The following is a 17,131-nucleotide window of genomic DNA, read 5'->3' as shown; positions in this document are numbered from 1 at the left end:
GAAACGACGAGTGGTATAGTCGTCCGACTTCGATTGGTAACGTTTCCAATCGCGCAGCCGCCAACACACGACAGGAGACACGATGACGACGAGACGAGATGCAATGCGGCTGCTGGGCGCCGCGACACTGATGGGCGGCCAGGTGGCCGTGGCCGGCCGCACCGCGGCTGCGCCCGCAACCGCCCCGGCGGCCGGCGCCACCGGCTGGCAGGTCGTGACGTCCGCACCCGGCGCCGACCGCTTCGCCGCCCGTCCGCTCGGCGCCTTCCAGCCGGCAGGCCAGCCGCCGGAGACGGACATCGCCGTCTTCGTCGACACGTCGAAGCGCTACCAGGAAGTGTTCGGCTTCGGCGGCGCCGTCACGGACGCCGTCGCCGAGGTCCACGCGACCCTGACGCCGGCGCAGCAGCAGGCGTTCCTGGCGGCGTACTTCGACCCGCGCGCGGGCCTGGGCTACAACATCCTGCGCACGACGATCCACAGTTCCGACTTCGGCAGCGGCAGCTACACGTACGTGCGCGACGGCGACCGGTCGCTCGCATCGTTCAGCATCGCGCCGGACCTGAAGCTGCGCGTGCCGCTGCTGCGCGCCGCGCTGGCGGCTGCGCGCGCCCACGGCACGGACATGCGCGTATTCGCCAGCCCGTGGAGCGCGCCGGCATGGATGAAGTCGAACCAGAGCATGCTCGCCGGCGGCAGCCTGCTGCCCGAGTACCGCGACACGTGGGCGCGCTACGTCGTGAAATTCGTCCAGGCGTACGAGCAGGCCGGCATCCCGCTGTGGGGCCTGTCGGTGCAGAACGAACCGATGGCGAAGCAGAAGTGGGAGTCGATGATCTTCAGCGCCGCCGAGGAAACCCGCTTCCTCGGCGACCACCTGGGCCCCGCCTTGACGGCGGCGGGACTGGGCCGCAAGAAGGTCATCGTGTGGGACCACAACCGCGACCTGCTGCCGCAGCGCGCCGCGACGATCCTGGCGGATGCGAAGGCGCGGCCGTACATCTGGGGCGTCGGCTACCACTGGTACGAGACGTGGGCCGGCGGGGAGCCGATGCACCGCAACGTCGCCGCCGTGCACGCGGCCTGGCCGGACGTGAACCTCCTGATGACGGAAGGCTGCATCGAGAAATTCGATCCCGCGCGCCTGCAGGACTGGGCCAACGGCGAACGCTACGGCCGCGAGATGATCGCGGACCTGAACGCAGGCTCCAGCGGCTGGGTCGACTGGAACATGCTGCTCGACAGCCGCGGCGGCCCGAATCACAAGAACAACTTCTGCTTCGCGCCGCTGCACGCGAGCGCCGAAGGCCAGCTCGTGTTCACCCCGATCTACACGGCCATCGGCCACTTCAGCCGCTACATCCGTCCGAAGGCGCGCCGCGTGGGCGCCACGACGAGCCGCAGCACGCTCGATGCGACGGCGTTCCGCAACGCGGACGGGCGCCTGGCCGTCGTCGTCATGAACCGCAGCGACCAGCCGCAGCGGTACCGGCTGTTCGTCGACCGGCAGGAGGTGGCGGTCGAGATTCCGGCGCGGGCGCTGCAGACCATCGTCGGTTGAATATCGAACAGCGTCGTTCCCGCGAAGGCGGGAACCCAAGTTCGGCGTACCCGCTGCGCATGCAAATTGGGCCCCCGCCTCCGCGGGGGCGACGTTCAGGCTGCATCTCCTGCACGAACGCCGCACTTCAGTTACATTGTGCAGCTACGCCCTCTGTCTTAAGACCGGTTCACGCAGCCCGGCCTTGAAAGTGGGGGTATATGCACTTACATTGGCGTTCCGTATCCACAGGAGATTGTGATGAGCCGTAAGACCCCCATCGAGCGTTACCGCAACATCGGCATCAGCGCCCATATCGATGCCGGCAAGACCACCACCACGGAGCGCATTCTGTTCTACACCGGCGTGAATCACAAGATCGGCGAGGTGCACAACGGCGCGGCGACGATGGACTGGATGGAACAGGAACAGGAACGCGGCATCACGATCACCTCGGCCGCGACGACGGCCTTCTGGAAGGGCATGGGCGGCAACTTCGCCGAGCACCGCATCAACATCATCGACACGCCGGGCCACGTCGACTTCACGATCGAGGTCGAGCGCTCGATGCGCGTGCTCGACGGCGCCGTCATGGTCTACGATTCCGTCGGCGGCGTGCAGCCGCAGTCCGAGACCGTCTGGCGCCAGGCCAACAAGTACAAGGTGCCGCGCATCGCGTTCGTCAACAAGATGGACCGCGTGGGCGCCGACTTCTTCCGCGTCCAGCAGCAGATCCGGGACCGCCTGAAGGGCAACGCCGTGCCGATCCAGATCCCGCTCGGCGCCGAAGAGCATTTCGAGGGCGTGATCGACCTCGTCAAGATGCAGGCCATCCGCTGGGACGACGCGAGCCAGGGCGTGCGCTTCGCGTATGAAGACATCCCGGCCGACCTCGTGCCCGTCGCGGAAAAATGGCGCGAGACGATGATCGAAGCGGCCGCCGAGGCGACGCCCGAGCTGACGGAGAAATACCTGAACGGCGAGGCGCTGACGGAAGACGAGATCAAGGCCGCGCTGCGCGCGCGCACGATCGCGGGCGAGATCGTGCCGATGCTGGCCGGCTCCGCCTTCAAGAACAAGGGCGTGCAGGCGATGCTGGACGCCGTCATCGAATACCTGCCGTCGCCGGTGGACGTGCCCGCGATCGCCGGCCACGACGAGGACGACAAGCCTTTGGAACGTCATCCGTCCGATGACGAGCCGTTCTCCGCGCTCGCCTTCAAGATCATGACCGACCCGTTCGTGGGCCAGCTGACGTTCTTCCGCGTGTACTCGGGCGTCGTGAATTCGGGCGACACCGTGTACAACCCGACCAAGGGCCAGAAGGAGCGCCTGGGCCGCATCCTGCAGATGCACGCCAACGAGCGCAAGGAGATCAAGGAGGTCTTCGCGGGCGACATCGCGGCGGCCGTCGGCCTGAAGGGTGTCACGACGGGCGACACGCTGTCCGACCCGGACAAGGTCATCGTGCTGGAAAAAATGACGTTCCCGGAACCCGTGATCTCGCAGGCGGTAGAACCGAAGACGAAGGCCGACCAGGAAAAGATGGGCATAGCGCTGTCGCGTCTCGCGCAGGAAGACCCGTCGTTCCGCGTGCGCACGGACGAGGAATCGGGCCAGACGATCATGTCGGGCATGGGCGAGCTGCACCTGGAAATCCTCGTCGACCGCATGAAGCGCGAGTTCGGCGTCGAGGCGACGGTCGGCAAGCCGCAGGTGGCGTACCGCGAGACGATCCAGAAGGCCGTCGAGAACGTCGAGGGCAAGTTCGTCAAGCAGTCGGGCGGCAAGGGCCAGTACGGCCACGTCGTGCTGAAGCTGGAACCGCTGGAACCGGGCAAGGGCTACGAGTTCGTCGACGCCATCAAGGGCGGCGTCGTGCCGCGCGAGTTCATCCCCGCGGTCGACAAGGGCATCCAGGAGACGCTGCCGAACGGCGTGCTGGCCGGCTACCCTGTCGTGGACGTGCGTGCGACCCTGACCTTCGGTTCCTACCACGACGTGGACTCGAACGAGAACGCGTTCCGCGTGGCCGCGTCGATGGCGTTCAAGGACGCCATGCGCAAGGCGTCGCCGGAACTGCTCGAGCCGATGATGCAGGTCGAGGTCGAGACGCCCGAGGAGTTCACGGGCAACGTGATGGGCGATTTGTCCACGCGGCGCGGCGTCGTGCAGGGCATGGACGAGATCCCGGGCGGCGGCGGGAAGCTGATCAACGCGGTCGTGCCGCTGGCGGAGATGTTCGGCTACTCGACGACCCTGCGTTCGCTGACGCAGGGGCGGGCCACGTACACGATGGAGTTCAAGCATTACGCTGCGGTGCCGAAGCATATCCTCGACCAGATCGCGACGGCCAGGGCGGCCAAATGAAAAACCGTCGTTCCCGCGCAGGCGGGGACGACGTTGACGTAATTTGCGGTATCTTCGTGTTTTCGAAGCCGGAGACCGCCATGAACCCACTCCCCATCCTCGGCCAGGGCACCTGGAACATGGGCGAAGACCCGTCCGCCCGCGCGGCCGAGGTGGCCGCGCTGCGGCTCGGCCTCGATCTCGGCATGACCCTGGTCGACACGGCCGAGATGTATGGCGAGGGCGGTGCCGAGGAAGTGGTCGGCGAAGCCATCGCCGGCCGCCGCGACGATGTCTACCTCGTCAGCAAGGTCTACCCGCACAATGCGTCGCGCGCGGGCGTGCGCGCCGCGTGCGAGCGCAGCCTGCGGCGCCTGCGCACCGACCATCTCGACCTCTACCTGCTGCACTGGCGCGGCGGCGTGCCGTTGGCGGAGACGCTGGAGGCGTTCGAGCGCCTGCGCGATGAGGGAAAGATCCGCGCCTACGGCGTCTCGAATTTCGACACGGACGACATGCTGGAAGCGGCCGCGCTGCCCGGCGGATCGGGCATCGCGGCGAACCAGGTGTTGTACAACCTGGTCCAGCGCGGCATCGAATGGGACCTGCTGCCGTGGTGCCGCGAGCGCGGCATCCCCGTGATGGCGTACTCGCCGCTGGAATCGACGCCGGCCGGGCAAACGCCGCTGTTGACCCGTCCGCAACTGGGCGAGGTGGCGCGTCGCCACGGCGTCACGCCGGCCCAGGTGGCGCTCGCGTGGCTGCTGCGCCAGGACGGCGTCGTCACGATTCCGAAGGCCGTGCAGCCGGCCCACGTGCGCGCCAACCGCGCCGCGCTCGACCTCGCGCCGCAACTCACGGCCGACGACCTGGCGCTGCTGGACGCGGGCTTTCCGCCACCCGGCCGGCGCCGGCCGCTGGCGATGCGCTGAACGCGGTTCAGCGGGTCGTCAGCCAGTCGAGCAGGTCGGGCGAGGCGAGCGGACGGCTGAACAGATAGCCCTGGCCCTTGGCGCAGGACTGGGCACGCACGGCGGCGGCCTGCGCCTCCGTCTCGATGCCTTCGGCCACCGTGCTCATGCCGAGGCTCTGCGCCACCTTCACCGTCGCCTCGATCAGCACGCGGTGGTGGTGGCTGGTGTCGGCCTGGCACACGAACGAGCGGTCGATCTTGACCGTGTCCACCGGCAGCTGGTGCAGGCTGGAGAGCGATGAATAGCCGGTGCCGAAATCGTCCAGCGCCAGCGTGACGCCGATGGCCTTCAGTTCGTGCAGGCGCTGCTGCACCTGCTGGTCCTGCGCCGCCAGGCTTTCCGTCACTTCCAGCTGCAGCTGGTCCGGACGCATGCCGTTCTGCGCCAGCACGTCGCGCACGACGGCGGGCCAGCCCGGTTCCGCCAGCTGCGCGCGCGACAGGTTCACGGCCAGCAAACGCGGCGCGCGTTCGCCCAGGTCGCGCTGCCACGCGGCGAAGTCGCGGCATGCACTGCGCAGCACGAAGTCGCCCAGCGCGCCGATGAGGCCCGATTCCTCCGCCACCTGGATGAATTCGATGGGCGGCACGACGCCGCGCACGGGATGGCGCCAGCGCACGAGCGCTTCGACGCCGGCGGCATGGTCGGTGGCGCCGTCCGGGCGCAGTCCGACGACGGGCTGGTAGACGACGAACAGCTGGTCCTCGACGAGGGCCTGGCGCAGGTCGGATTCGATGTCGGCGCGGCGCGCGGCCCGTTCGCGCATCGCGGTCTCGAACGCGATGCAGCGGGCTCCGCCCGCGCGCTTGGCCTCGACCATCGCGATGCTGGCGTCGCGCAGCATCTCGCCGGCAGACGCGCCCGCGTCGGCGCTCCACACGAGGCCCATGCTCAGGCGGATGACGATATCCTGGCCGTGCAGCGCATGCGGCCGCGCCAGCGCGTCGAGCAGGCGCGCGGCCACGCGCTCGGCGTCGCCGCGGCTGCGCAGGCCGTCCAGCACGACGGCGAATTCGTCGGCGCCGACGCGGGCCGCCATCTGGCCCGCGCCCGCGTGCGGGTCGATGCGGTCGCTCGGCGGACGCAACGTGGCGCGGATGCGGTCGCCGATCTGCACGAGCAGGCGGTCGCCGGCCGCCTGGCCCAGCGCGTCGTTGACCTGGCGGAAGCGGTCGCAATTCATGAACATGAGTGCGAAGCCGCCGCCGTCGGCAAGCGGGGCCCGGCCCAGCATCTGCTGCAGCTGTTCCAGCACGGCTTCGCGGTTGGGCATGCGCGTGAGCGCGTCCGTGCGCGCCTGGCTGCGCAGGCGGCGCGCGAGGCGCTCCTGCTCGCGCTGCACTTCCGCGGTGGCGTCGGTCACGGTGGCCATCAGCCGCGTCCCGTCCAGTTTCAGGACGCTCAGCGACAGCACCTGCGGTCCGCCCGGCGCGGCCGCATCGCCCAGCTGCACGCGCAGGCCTTCGCACACGACGCCGGACGGCGCCGCGAAGTCCGCCGTCATGGCGCGCAGCTGCGGCGCCACGTCCTGCAGCACCGTGAACAGGTTATCGAGGCTGCCGTCGCGCGCGAGCGGCATCAGGAGGCTGGACGACATCGGGTTCAGCATGTCGACCGTGCCGTCCAGTCCCGCCTGCACGAGGCCGATGGGCGCGCGGTAGAGAAACTGGACCAGTGCCTCGTAGGCGTCGACCTTGTTCGTGTCGATCATCGGCGCGCCTCGCTGGCCAGGGCCGGATGCCAGCGTTCGACGCGGTCGCGGCCCGCCGCCTTCGCGGCGTACAGGGCCTGGTCGGCGCGTTTCATCAGGCCGTCCAGGCCGGGCGCCTCGCCGTCGCACACGGCGACGCCGGCGCTGACAGTGCACGCGATGTGCGCGCCGTCGTACGCGACGGGGCGGCCGGCGACGAGTCCGCGCAGCCGTTCGGCCACGGCGACGGCGGCATCGAGGTCGGTCGACGGCAGCAGCACGGCGAATTCCTCGCCCCCGACGCGCGCGACGACGTCGACCTGGCGGAACGTGGCGGCCAGCAGCTGCCCAAGGTGGCGCAGCACGGCGTCGCCGCCGGCGTGGCCATGGCGGTCGTTGATGCGCTTGAAGTGATCGGCGTCGAGCAGGACGAGGGCCGTCGGCCGCGGCGCGCGGCGGTTGCGGTCCAGTTCCAGTTCCGCCGCTTCGAAGAACGCGCGGCGGTTGGCGACGCCGGTCAGGTGGTCGCAGAACAGCGATTTGCGGCGCGCATCGAGTGCCTCGCGCTTGTCGCTGACGTCGCGCAGCACGAGGCAGTACGCGGCTTCGCCCGGCTCGGCCACGTCCGCGTCGCGGTCGGGCAGCGGCGAAATCATCGCGCTGGCCCAGAACTCGCTGCCGTCGGCGCGTACGCGCGGGCCTTCGTCGAGGCTCCAGCCGTTCTGGTCGGCCTCGCGCAGGCGGTCATGGGTGTGGTCGGACGTCGTCGCGCCCTGCGGATAGAACACGGAATACGGCTGGCCGACGACGTCTTCGCCATGCCCGGTGACGCGCGCGATCGTCTCGTTCCACGCGCTGACGCGGCCGGCGCCGTCCAGGCCGACGAGGGCGTAATCGGTGATGCTCGTAAGGAGGGCGCCCAGCCACGCCTCGTTCTGGCGCAGCTGGCGGTCGCGCCGCACCTGTTGCGTGACGTCGGCCAGCACGGCCATCAGGCGCGTTCCGTCCAGCTTCAGCAGGGTCAGCGACAGCACCTGCGGCGTGCGGCCGTCGACGTGGATGTGCAGGCCGTCGCACAGCATGCCGCGGGGCCGCGCGAACGCCGCGCACAAGTGGCGCAGTTCGGGCGCGACGCCCGCGAGCGCGTCGAACAGGTTGACCAGGTTGCCGTCCTGCTGCAGCGGCATCAGCAGCTGGGCCGAGACCGGGTTGATCATGAGGATCTCGCCGTCGGCCGCCGTCTGCACGAGGCCGACGGGGGCCAGGTACAGGAACTGCATCAGCGCCTCGTGCTCGGCGGCGAGGCGGTCGTAGGCGTCGCCTGCGCGCATGTCGCCTATGCGCACGTCGCCTGCGCGCATGTCGATGCCCGCCGTCATGCTTTGCGCTGGACGAGCACGTAGCGCACGGGCGTATGGGGCGCGGCCAGCAGGCGCAGGGCGACTTTTACCGGGCGCATGCGCAGGGTCAGCACGTAGTCGATGGTGTCGTCGAGCGTCGTGCCGTCGTCCTGGGCATCCTCGAAGCGCTGCGCCACCATGAAATTGTTCAGGCAGGGGGCCACGTTCGTGAACAGCGGCTGGCCCAGCACGCGCGGCGGCGTGAGCCCGGCCGCTTCCGATTCCGTACGGTTGTACTGGCACACGGTGGTGTCGCCGTCGAAGCCGATCACGCCGAAATCGAGGCCGTCGAGATCGTCCCCTGCCAGTTGCGCGAGGCGCGCGTGCAGGTCCGGAGTGGCGAAGGACAGGTTGGCGGTCATGGGAAGCTCCAGCGGAATGGTGTTGCAGGGAAGAAAGGCATGGTGACATGGCGCCATGTCTCTGTCAAACCAATCGTGCGCGCATGTCACATTGGCGCGTCCGTACGCATTTGACAGCGGCGTGCCGGCCCGTCATAGTCTGCGCGGTCATCGACGACGGAACATCATGCCGGGACGATCACATTTTGCCTCAAGTGCCACCGGGCGCGGCGCCTGCCCGGACGCGTGGTGGACGCGCGGCGATGCGCTGCGCCGCGTCGTCACGGACCTGCTCGCCGCCGAGCTGGCGCAGATGCGGCCCGGCCGGCCGGTGTCGACCGCGCCGTGGTTGCCTGAGACCCAGTTCGTGCGCGACCTGGGCGTCGATTCACTGGAGCTGATGGGCCTGGGCACGGCGCTCGTCGAGACGTTGCACCTGCAGCACGGCGGCATCGACGAGCAATTGCTCTCCCGGCCATGCAGCGGCGACTGGATCGCGAGTGCGCGGGCGGGACTGGACGCGTGCGCGGCAGCCGGCGTGGGCACTGACGAGGCTGCCCTGACGTTCCGCACGTCGGGCAGCAGCGGCAGCCCTAAGCGTTGTACGCATGCGCTCGCCATGCTGGAGCAGGAGGTGGCCGTGCTGGCGTCGCTCGTGCCGGGCCGGCGCCGTGTGCTGAGTGCCGTGCCCAGCCACCACATCTACGGCTTCCTGTTCACGGTGCTGATGCCGCGGTGGCTCGCGGGCGCGGCCGAGCCTGTCGAGGTGATCGACGTGCGCCGGGCCGGTCCGGCCGCACTGGCCAGCCTGGTGCGGCCCGGCGACCTCGTCGTCGCGCACCCGGGGTGGTGGGAAGCGGCCGCACGGGTCACGCCGGCATTCGGCGCGGATATCGTCGGCGTGACGTCGACCGCGCCATGTCCGGATGCGCTCGCCGCTGCGCTGGCCGCCGCCGGCCTGCGCCTGCTGCAGGTCTACGGCAGCTCGGAAACGGCCGGCGTCGGCTGGCGCGACCGGGCAGACGATCCGTTCACCTTGCTGCCGTACTGGTCCCGCACGGACGATCCGGCCACGCTGGCGCGCACGCTGCCGGACGGTATGCCACGGCGTTATCCGCTGCAGGATCGCCTGGACTGGTCCGACGGCACGCATTTCCTGCCCGCGGGACGCATCGACGACGCGGTTCAGGTCGGCGGCATGAACGTGTTCCCGGCCTATGTGGCGGACGTGCTGGCCCGGCATCCGCAGGTACGCGAAACGGCGGTGCGGCTGATGCGGCCCGACGAAGGCCGGCGCCTGAAAGCCTTCGTCGTGCCGCAACCCGGTGCCGACGCCGACGCGCTGCGCGCCGATCTGCCCGCGTGGATCGCGGAACGGCTGACGGCGCCCGAGCGGCCCGCCGCGTGGACGTTCGGCCCGCGCCTGCCGCGCCAGGCCAGCGGCAAGCCGGCGGACTGGATCATCGACGCGGAGTGACGCCAGCGCGCGCCGGCGGTGCTTGAGCGCATCGGCCTGGCGGCTGCGCGCACGGAATCTTGCGGCCTTGTTCCACTCCAACATCGACGGCAGCCGGCCGGATGGTGGACCAACAGACTCGAGACCATGAACATCCAGATCGAAGCCAAGGACGTCGTCCTCGTCCTCGTGGGCGTGGCGAGCAGCGTGGTCGCGAGCTATATCTACCGGTATCTGGAAAGCGCCAGTACCGCGTCGCAGGCGCTGGAACGGGACCTCGAGTCCGCCGACCCGGCCGTCCGCGACCGGGCGGCACGGCATTGCCTGCTGACGGCCGCGAAATTCTTCGTGTTCGCGAACATCTTCACGGTCGTGTCGGGCGGCGCCTGGATCTTCGGCAACGCCCTGTACGACCTCACGTTGCTGGTGCTGGGGGCGTCGTCGGTGATCGCCATCCTGCTGCTGTGGGGTGCGTTGCGCTGGCTCGTGCGGGCACAGCAGGGGAATTGCGGCTGACGCGCGCGAACGCTGCTCCGTGCCGCGTCAGGACGCGGCCTGCGCGTCCACCACCACCGTCATGTACGCGTCCAGGAATTCCCGCGGCATGCGACGCGGGCGGCCGCTCGACAGTTCGATGCACACGAGATCCCAGCGGCCGCGCAGCACCGTCGCGCCGTCGCGTTCGCGCACGAGCTGGAAGCGGCGCCCCATCGCCAGCTTGCCGTCGCCCGCGACGAGCCATGTGCCGAGCACGAGCGCTTCGTCCGCAAAGGTCGGCAGCAGGTAATCGTATTCGCCGCGCCGGATCGCCATGGCGCGGTCGAGGCGCCGGTAATCGTCCAGCGACAGGCCCAGTGCTTCCGAGTGGGCCCACCCGGCCTGTTCGCACCAGCGGACGTAGACGGCGTTGTTGGTGTGGTTCAGCCCGTCGATGTCGGCCGCTTCGGGCACGCGGGGCAGGGTGAACGGGTGCGGGTAATCCCAATCCAAGAAAAGTCCTTCCAGTTGCTGCGGTGCCGTCTATTCTACGTCGGCGCGCGCACAGGATGGTCTTTACGGCCGCGCTGCTCATGCCAGCTCCAGCAGCAGCGGCTGGTGATCGGATCCGGCCGCGGCCGTATCCACGCGGAGCCTGCGCACCCGTGGCGCCAGCGCGGGGCTGACGCAGGCGTAGTCGAATGTGCAGGGCAGTTCGGCCGAGGTGTCGTGCAGCCCCACGGTCGGCGCATGCGGTTCGCCGGGATGCGCCAGTTCCCAGGCGTCGCGCCACAGGGGGCCGCCGTCCGGCCCTGGCGCCAGCAGGCGTGCGTGGCCATCCGAGCCGGGCGCCATGTTGAAGTCGCCGGCGAGCACGGCGGCGGCGGGATGCGGCAGCGGCGCGAACGGGACGCCGCCCGGACCGTCGGGCGCCGCCGCCCGCGCGCCGGAGACGCCCGCGTGCGCGTGCGCTTCCGCCTGGAGTGCGCGCAGATGCTCGACCTGGGCCATGCGCTGGCGCGCCGAAAAATACTCGAGGTGGATGTTCAGCACGCGCAACATGCCATCCGCCGTCGCGATGACGGTCTCGAGGGCGGCACGGGGCATCGCAGGCACCCCGGGATCGGGCGGCCAGGGCAGGGCGTGGCGGCGCACGTGGACGATGTGGCCGCGCGCGAACGTCATGCAGCCCAGGCGGCGCGGGGATCCGTCCGGGTTGCGCGTGTCGAGGGCGAACGCGGACGCGGCGTGCAGGTGGTCGAGGCGCCGGGCGAGTCCCGCGAACTGGTCGCCGACCGGCCGGCCGTCGCGCGCGGGCAGGCCGCAACCGACTTCCTGCAGCAGCAGGATGTCGAAACGGGCACCGAACGCCAGCACGCGGTCGGCGACGCGGTCGAGGTCGGCGCCGTCGTCCGGCGTACGGGCGCATTGTATGTTCCAGGTGAGCAGTGTGAGCATGGCCGTCCTTTCGAGATCGTCAGGCTAGCGCGGCACCGATGCCGCGGACTGATCCAGCTCAGGCGTGCGCAGCGAACCGCCGGACCGGCGTACGGTCTATGCAAATGACGGAGAGGTGACGATGTACACGATGATTCTTCTGTTGTACCTGCAGCAGGGCCTGGACGTGACGCTCGACCAGGCCAACCTGCGGGGGCAGTACCTGAAGCAGGGCGAGTGCGAAACGGCAGCACGCAGGTTGCGTGGGCCGGTGCCCATTCCCCGCAATTACTCGGCGGCGTGGCAGGACGTCATGTGCATCAAGGTGAACAACGACGTCCGGGTCAACGAGATGAAGCCGGTCGACCTGTCCAAGGCGCTGCAGGCGTATGCCCCCCTGCATTGCCAGGCCGAAGGGGCATGGGAACGGATGGCCGAGCTGTGCCGCGCGCCGGAACAGCCGGGCAATGGCGAGGAAGGAGGTGGCGGCGGGGGCAGTGGCGACAGGCCGGCCAGGTCGGCAAGGCGCTAGCGCGGGGCGGCACCGGTCATCAGTCCTGGTTCCACACGACACCTTTGGGGCAGTCGGTGTCGCCGGCGGCGCCCGCGCTTGCCGCAGTGATCGAGCCGGTGCCCGGCATCCCGGCAAGGGGCATGCCGACGCCGCCGGCGCGGCGGCAGCGCACGCGGTTGCCCTGGCGGAAGCGGTAGATGACCACGCCGTCCGGCGACGTGTACGTGTCCGACTGCCAGGTCAGCGTGCGGTCGATGTAGGCGGCCTCGACGCCGCGCTGGAAGCGCGCCGCCGGGGTATCTGCTTCGGTCGGCACGCCCGGTTTGCCCTTGCGGAGTTCGCGGTCGATGCGTCCGGCCTGCTGCTTCGCGAGACCAGCCACGAAGCCGCCTGGCGCAGGGCGTGCGCCCGCGCGCGCGTCCGCGCGTGCGTTCATGTTTGGGGCGACCGGCTGGGCCGTGTCGATGGGGTTGGGCGCGAGAGCATCCGGCGTCGATGGTGCGGCGGCGGGCGCGGCGTCGGCAGGTACGTCGACAGGTACGTCGGCATGCTGGCCGCGCCGGGTGGCATGCCGTATGTCGTCGTCATCGGCACGGTGCACGGGTTCGGGCTGCAGCGCGGGCGCGGCTATGGAAGGTGGGGCCGGCAGGGACGGCTCGGGCAGCAGGTGCACGTCGGCGTCCAGCGGCGGCCGCGCTGGCTGGGCACGTTCGGTTTGCAGGAGGATCGTCACGGCCCGGGGCGGCGGGCGGACGGGAAGGACGCGCCGTTCCTGCGTCCACAGGAACAGCGCCAGCAGGTGGACGGCGCACGTGACCGCCAGCACGCCGCGCCGGCGCGCGTCGAACGTGGCGTTGGGCAGCGTGTGCGCGCCGTGCCGCATGCTCAGTGCGCGGTCATCGCCTGCTTGATGGTGACGCAGCGCTGGGCGTCCTCCACCGCGTCGACGAGGGCGCGGCGGGTGCCGGCGGACAGGTCCTTGCCGGCGTCGGCCGCCGCTTGCAGGCGCTGGACGGCGGCCGGCGTGCAGCCGGCCGGGATCAGTGCCGCACCGTAGGCGCGCATGAAGACGGGACCGGCCGTCTTGTCGAGCTGCGGCAGGCGTGCAAGACGCGCGCCGGCCGTCTGTTCGTCCAGGCCGTGCTGCTCGGCGGGGTACAGGTGCTGCATCGCCGTGCGCACCTTCGAGAACGGCAGCTTCGTCTGCAGGTCGTGCACGGTGTCCAGCCACTCGGTCTTGACGGCCGGGTCGGGGCGGCTGACGACGGCCGTCAGGGCGGCGGCCTGGCCGGCGTCGGACTTGTCGCGCGCCTGCTCGGCGTCGACGAGGGCCGCGGCGCCGGGGTAGTCGTAGCGGTTCAGGCGGCCGATGATCGCCCAGCGCAGGTCCTGGTTGATCGCGAGGCCGTCTACCTGTTCCTTGCCGTCGAGGAGGGCGGCGAGGCGGCGCAGCGCGTCCGGCGAGCTGGCGACGTCGACATAGGTGCCGAACCAGCGGCGCTGGAAGTTGTCGTCGCCCTTGCTTGCGAGGGTGCTCGTCCAGGCCATGTCTTCCAGTTGGCGGGTGACCGCCTGGGCGTATGCTGCCTGCGGATCCATCAGGTCGAGATAGCGCTTCGCACCAAGGACCTTGCCGAGCACGTCGCCGAGCAGCGTGTAGTCTTTTTCCTGCGGCGCATTGTTGAGTGCCGTGGACAGGAAGTCGTTGAGCGCAAGCTTGCCGTCGCGGACGCCGTCCCACAGGCTTTGCCACAGCATGGCGCGCAGCAGCGGGTCGGCAACAAAGGCCAGGTGGCTGCGTGCGCTGTCGAACGAGCGCGGATCGAGCTGGACCTTCACGAAGCCCCAGTCATCGTAGTTCGGGTACACGAGGTCGGGGCAGGCCGCGCCGTTCATGGCCGGGACCGGCGTTTTAGCGCCCATGTACGTGACGGCGACGTTGCGTTCGAGCTTGTAGTCCTTGCCGTCCAGGCGGAACGCGGCGACCTGCACGCGTTGTTCGCGCAGGGTCGGCAGGGCCTTGCTTTGCGCAGTCTGGGTGAGCGTGAAGCCGGTGACCTTGCCGGCCTTGCAGGTGTAATTCGCGGCGATCGTGTTGACGCCCGGCTGGTACAGCCATTCCTTCGTCCAGCCCGTCAAGTCGCGGCCGGCGGCCTGGCCGAGGCTGCCGATGAAGTCGTCCAGCTTCGCGTTGCGGTACTGGTATTTGACGAGGTAGTTGTGCACGCCCTTGCGGAACACATCGGCGCCCAGCAGGTGGCGCAGCTGCATCAGGGTCGACGCGCCTTTGGAATACGTGATGTTGTCGATGTTGTCGAACGCGTTCCGGGTCGACGGCACCGGGACTTCGATCGGGTGCGTGGTGGTGCGCTGGTCCTGCGCGTAGGCGCGCTGCTTGCCGTCCGAGTAAAAGGCGCGCCACGCATCCTTGAATTCCGTGGCCTCGGCCGTCGCCAGCGTGCCCATGAACGACGCGAAGCTTTCGTTCAGCCACAGGCCGTTCCACCACTGCATCGTGACGAGGTCGCCGAACCACTGGTGCGCCATCTCGTGCATGATGACGTAGGCGAGACGCGCGCGCTGTTCGGCCGTCATGTCGGCCTTGTACATGAAGCCGCGCTCGGCGAACGTGATCGCGGCGGCGTTTTCCATCGCGCCGTACAGGAAGTCCGGCACGAGCACCTGGTCGTACTTCTCGAACTGGTAGGGAATGCCGAAGTAATCGTCGAAGAACGCGAGGCCGGCCTTCGTGTACTTGAACCATTCGGCCGGCTTGATCTGCGCGGCGACCGACTGGCGCGCGAACAGGCGCATCGGGTATTTGCCGCTCGTGTCTTCCCACATCTTGTAGGGACCGGCGTGCATCGAGAAATTGTACGGGCTCAGCTTCTTGGTCTTCGCGAACGTCCAGCGGCGCAGGTCGCCGGCCGGGGCGACGTTCGTCTCGCGCGTGGTCGAGATCACCTGCCAGTCGGCCGGGACGCTCACGGTCACCTGGTACGTGGCCTTCAGGTCGGGCTGGTCGAACACGGCGAACATCTGGTGCGCGGCGGCCGGTTCGAAATGCGAATACGTGTAGACGCGGCCGTCGACGGGATCGACCATGCGGTGCAGGCCTTCGCCGTTCGTGCTGTGGGGACGCTCGTAGGCGACGACGACGGTGTTGCGGCCCTTGACCAGATCCTGGGCGGGCAGCGTGATGAACCAGCCGTTGTAGCGCGGCGTGACGGTCTTGCCGTTGACGGTCAGCGACTTGATCGTGGCCTTGTCGAGGTCGACGGTGAGCGGGCTGTCCGCATCCTTCAGGTCGAACGCCAGGGTCGTCGTACCGCTGAACGTCTCCTTGCCGGTGAGCGTGAAATCGAGCAGGTAGTCGACGTTGGACACGCGCGCCGAGCGGGCGGCCGCGTCGAGTTGCGACAGGTAGGCATTGTCCGCACGCGCCGGGGTGGTGGCGTGGACGGCAGGGGATGAGGCAAACGCCAGCGCGGTGGCGACGGCGAGCGGCAACAGGCGGGGGTGGCAGGTCTTCACGGGACTCCTTGCGAGGCTGAACGAAGGCCGCGGCTTGTGGCCACGGCCAGTAGGAATCTCACAAGAATATCATGTCAGCAATAGTTATCGTATCGGTGACGCCCGCGAATGAAGGTTTTTTTACCGCGATATATGCATGAGAAAGGAGAGAAATGCCCGGACGGGCAGGGTGCGCATCCGGGCATTGGAGCGGCGTCAGCCGTTGGCCTGCAGGACCGGATAGTCCGTATAGCCTTCGGCGCTCGGCGCATAGAACTTGTCCGGACGCGGCGCGTTCAGCGGCGCATTGCGCTTCAGGCGCTCCGGCAGGTCCGGGTTCGCGATGAACCATTGACCGAAGGCGACCGCATCCGCGTCTCCGCTCGTCAGCAATTGCTCCGCACTTTCCTTCGTCAGCTTTTCGTTGGCAATGTAAACGCCGCCAAAGATCTTTTTCAGCTGCGGGCCGAGGCGATCCGCGCCGATCGCTTCGCGGGCGCAGATGAACGCGATGCCGCGCTTGCCGAGCTCGCGTGCCACGTAGCCGAACGTGTCCAGCGGCGCCGAGTCGCCCATGTCGTGGGCATCGCGACGCGGCGCGAGGTGCATGCCGACGCGGTCGGCGCCCCATACCTCGATGCACGCGTCCGTCACTTCCAGCATCAGGCGGGCACGATTCTCGATCGATCCGCCATACGCGTCCGTGCGCTGGTTGGTGCTGTCTTGCAGGAACTGGTCGAGCAGATAGCCGTTGGCGCCGTGGATCTCGACGCCGTCGAAGCCGGCCCTCTTCGCGTTCTCCGCGCCCTTGCGGTAGGCGGCGACGATGGCGGGGATTTCCTCGAGCGTCAGCGCGCGCGGGGTGACGTAGGGCCTCACGGGGCGCACGAGGCTGACGGTGCCCTTCGGCTGGATGGCCGACGGCGCGACCGGCAGCGCGCCGTCCAGGAACAGCGGGTCGGAGATGCGGCCCACGTGCCACAGTTGCAGGAAGATGCGGCCGCCCGCGGCATGCACGGCGGCGGTGACCTGCTTCCAGCCTTCGACCTGTTCGTCGGACCAGATGCCCGGGGTGTCGGCATAGCCCACGCCCATCGGGGTCACCGAGGTCGCTTCCGACAGGATCAGACCGGCCGAGGCACGCTGTACGTAGTATTCGGCCATCAGGGCATTCGGCACGCGGCCGGCGCCCACGGCGCGCGAGCGGGTCAGCGGCGCCATGATGATGCGGTTCGGCAGCTCGAGGCTACCGACCTTGATCGGGTCAAACAAAGTCGTCATCGGTACTCCTGTTTCGTTGATCCGCCGCGTTCGTGCGGCGAAAGAGGGCATCTTAAAGCAGGGTCGGAAATCCTGCAGAGGACGGCTCGATTTCGCCCTGCCGGGGCGGCATCGCCGGACCGCTGCTATACTGGCCGGTTTTTCGTCGGGCAGGAGCAA

General features: G+C 69.1%; 14 protein-coding genes. 6 read left to right on the top strand and 8 right to left on the bottom strand.

Annotation, left to right across the window (positions count from 1 at the left end):
• Positions 1–82 precede the first annotated feature (82 nt).
• The 3 genes from QPK29_RS03300 (at position 83) to QPK29_RS03290 (ending at position 4,821) form a co-directional block, all read left to right on the top strand.
• On the top strand, positions 83–1,561 hold the full coding sequence (locus tag QPK29_RS03300; protein WP_371769658.1) for a glycoside hydrolase family 30 protein: 1,479 nt from the start codon (positions 83–85) through the stop codon (positions 1,559–1,561).
• A gap of 240 nt (positions 1,562–1,801) precedes the next feature.
• A complete protein-coding gene (gene fusA / locus QPK29_RS03295; RefSeq protein WP_056131457.1) occupies positions 1,802–3,910 on the top strand; it encodes an elongation factor G in 2,109 nt (702 codons plus the stop codon).
• An 80-nt stretch (positions 3,911–3,990) separates the two neighbouring features.
• Positions 3,991–4,821 (top strand): aldo/keto reductase, encoded by an 831-nt coding sequence (locus QPK29_RS03290; protein WP_371769659.1) that lies wholly within the window; start codon positions 3,991–3,993, stop codon positions 4,819–4,821.
• Positions 4,822–4,828: 7 nt separating this feature from the next.
• On the opposite strand, the gene QPK29_RS03285 is transcribed toward QPK29_RS03290, so the two are convergent.
• Genes QPK29_RS03285 through QPK29_RS03275 form a run of 3 tightly spaced genes read right to left on the bottom strand, consistent with a single transcriptional unit; the run spans position 4,829 to position 8,315 of the window.
• Positions 4,829–6,574: a putative bifunctional diguanylate cyclase/phosphodiesterase gene (locus QPK29_RS03285; RefSeq protein ID WP_371769660.1), complete on the bottom strand. Its 1,746-nt coding sequence runs from the start codon at positions 6,572–6,574 to the stop codon at positions 4,829–4,831.
• Positions 6,571–7,932: a sensor domain-containing diguanylate cyclase gene (locus QPK29_RS03280; protein ID WP_371769661.1), complete on the bottom strand. Its 1,362-nt coding sequence runs from the start codon at positions 7,930–7,932 to the stop codon at positions 6,571–6,573. The genes QPK29_RS03285 and QPK29_RS03280 overlap by 4 nt, the downstream gene beginning before the upstream one ends.
• Positions 7,929–8,315: a phosphonate transporter gene (locus tag QPK29_RS03275; RefSeq protein WP_371769662.1), complete on the bottom strand. Its 387-nt coding sequence runs from the start codon at positions 8,313–8,315 to the stop codon at positions 7,929–7,931. Before QPK29_RS03275 ends, QPK29_RS03280 begins: the two co-directional genes overlap by 4 nt.
• A 166-nt stretch (positions 8,316–8,481) precedes the next feature.
• On the opposite strand from QPK29_RS03275, the gene QPK29_RS03270 reads away from it, so the two are divergent.
• Entirely contained in the window at positions 8,482–9,771 is a 1,290-nt protein-coding gene (locus QPK29_RS03270; protein WP_371769663.1) for an AMP-binding enzyme, read from the top strand.
• A gap of 126 nt (positions 9,772–9,897) precedes the next feature.
• Entirely contained in the window at positions 9,898–10,266 is a 369-nt protein-coding gene (locus tag QPK29_RS03265) for a hypothetical protein (protein ID WP_371769664.1), read from the top strand.
• 27 nt (positions 10,267–10,293) lie between these two features.
• Here the strand turns inward: QPK29_RS03265 and QPK29_RS03260 are convergent, their stop codons facing one another.
• Together QPK29_RS03260 and QPK29_RS03255 are read right to left on the bottom strand one after the other, a co-directional pair.
• Positions 10,294–10,740 carry an acyl-CoA thioesterase gene (locus tag QPK29_RS03260; RefSeq protein WP_371769665.1) on the bottom strand — a complete coding sequence of 149 codons (447 nt, stop codon included), beginning with the start codon at positions 10,738–10,740 and terminating at the stop codon, positions 10,294–10,296.
• Between the two features lie 78 nt (positions 10,741–10,818).
• Entirely contained in the window at positions 10,819–11,685 is an 867-nt protein-coding gene (locus QPK29_RS03255; RefSeq protein ID WP_371769666.1) for an endonuclease/exonuclease/phosphatase family protein, read from the bottom strand.
• 121 nt (positions 11,686–11,806) lie between these two features.
• Here QPK29_RS03255 and QPK29_RS03250 point away from each other — a divergent pair, with 121 nt between their 5' ends.
• Positions 11,807–12,196, top strand: coding sequence for a hypothetical protein (locus QPK29_RS03250; protein ID WP_400189720.1), 390 nt, complete (start codon positions 11,807–11,809; stop codon positions 12,194–12,196).
• 19 nt (positions 12,197–12,215) lie between these two features.
• On the opposite strand, the gene QPK29_RS03245 is transcribed toward QPK29_RS03250, so the two are convergent.
• The 3 genes from QPK29_RS03245 to QPK29_RS03235 form a co-directional block, all read right to left on the bottom strand.
• A complete protein-coding gene (locus tag QPK29_RS03245) occupies positions 12,216–13,061 on the bottom strand; it encodes a hypothetical protein (RefSeq protein WP_371769668.1) in 846 nt (281 codons plus the stop codon).
• Positions 13,062–13,063: 2 nt separating this feature from the next.
• Entirely contained in the window at positions 13,064–15,712 is a 2,649-nt protein-coding gene (gene pepN / locus QPK29_RS03240) for an aminopeptidase N (RefSeq protein WP_371769669.1), read from the bottom strand.
• 195 nt (positions 15,713–15,907) lie between these two features.
• Complete coding sequence (locus QPK29_RS03235; RefSeq protein ID WP_371769670.1) at positions 15,908–16,972, bottom strand: alkene reductase; 1,065 nt, start codon at positions 16,970–16,972, stop codon at positions 15,908–15,910.
• Positions 16,973–17,131 lie beyond the last annotated feature (159 nt).

The organism is Massilia orientalis, assembly GCF_030411975.2.
Classification (GTDB): domain Bacteria; phylum Pseudomonadota; class Gammaproteobacteria; order Burkholderiales; family Burkholderiaceae_D; genus Telluria; species Telluria orientalis.
Note: the sequence above shows the minus strand (reverse complement) of the source record. Positions and strands in the feature narration are given on the sequence as shown.

Coding starts and splice junctions, on each gene's coding strand:
- QPK29_RS03300 (WP_371769658.1), top strand. CDS start 83: ATGACGACGAGACGAGATGCAATGCGGCTGCTGGGCGCCGCGACACTG.
- QPK29_RS03270 (WP_371769663.1), top strand. CDS start 8,482: ATGCCGGGACGATCACATTTTGCCTCAAGTGCCACCGGGCGCGGCGCC.
- QPK29_RS03250 (WP_400189720.1), top strand. CDS start 11,807: ATGTACACGATGATTCTTCTGTTGTACCTGCAGCAGGGCCTGGACGTG.
- QPK29_RS03275 (WP_371769662.1), bottom strand. CDS start 8,315: ATGACCGCCAACCTGTCCTTCGCCACTCCGGACCTGCACGCGCGCCTC.
- QPK29_RS03265 (WP_371769664.1), top strand. CDS start 9,898: ATGAACATCCAGATCGAAGCCAAGGACGTCGTCCTCGTCCTCGTGGGC.
- QPK29_RS03290 (WP_371769659.1), top strand. CDS start 3,991: ATGAACCCACTCCCCATCCTCGGCCAGGGCACCTGGAACATGGGCGAA.
- fusA (WP_056131457.1), top strand. CDS start 1,802: ATGAGCCGTAAGACCCCCATCGAGCGTTACCGCAACATCGGCATCAGC.
- QPK29_RS03285 (WP_371769660.1), bottom strand. CDS start 6,574: ATGATCGACACGAACAAGGTCGACGCCTACGAGGCACTGGTCCAGTTT.
- QPK29_RS03235 (WP_371769670.1), bottom strand. CDS start 16,972: ATGACGACTTTGTTTGACCCGATCAAGGTCGGTAGCCTCGAGCTGCCG.
- QPK29_RS03280 (WP_371769661.1), bottom strand. CDS start 7,932: ATGACGGCGGGCATCGACATGCGCGCAGGCGACGTGCGCATAGGCGAC.
- QPK29_RS03255 (WP_371769666.1), bottom strand. CDS start 11,685: ATGCTCACACTGCTCACCTGGAACATACAATGCGCCCGTACGCCGGAC.
- QPK29_RS03245 (WP_371769668.1), bottom strand. CDS start 13,061: ATGCGGCACGGCGCGCACACGCTGCCCAACGCCACGTTCGACGCGCGC.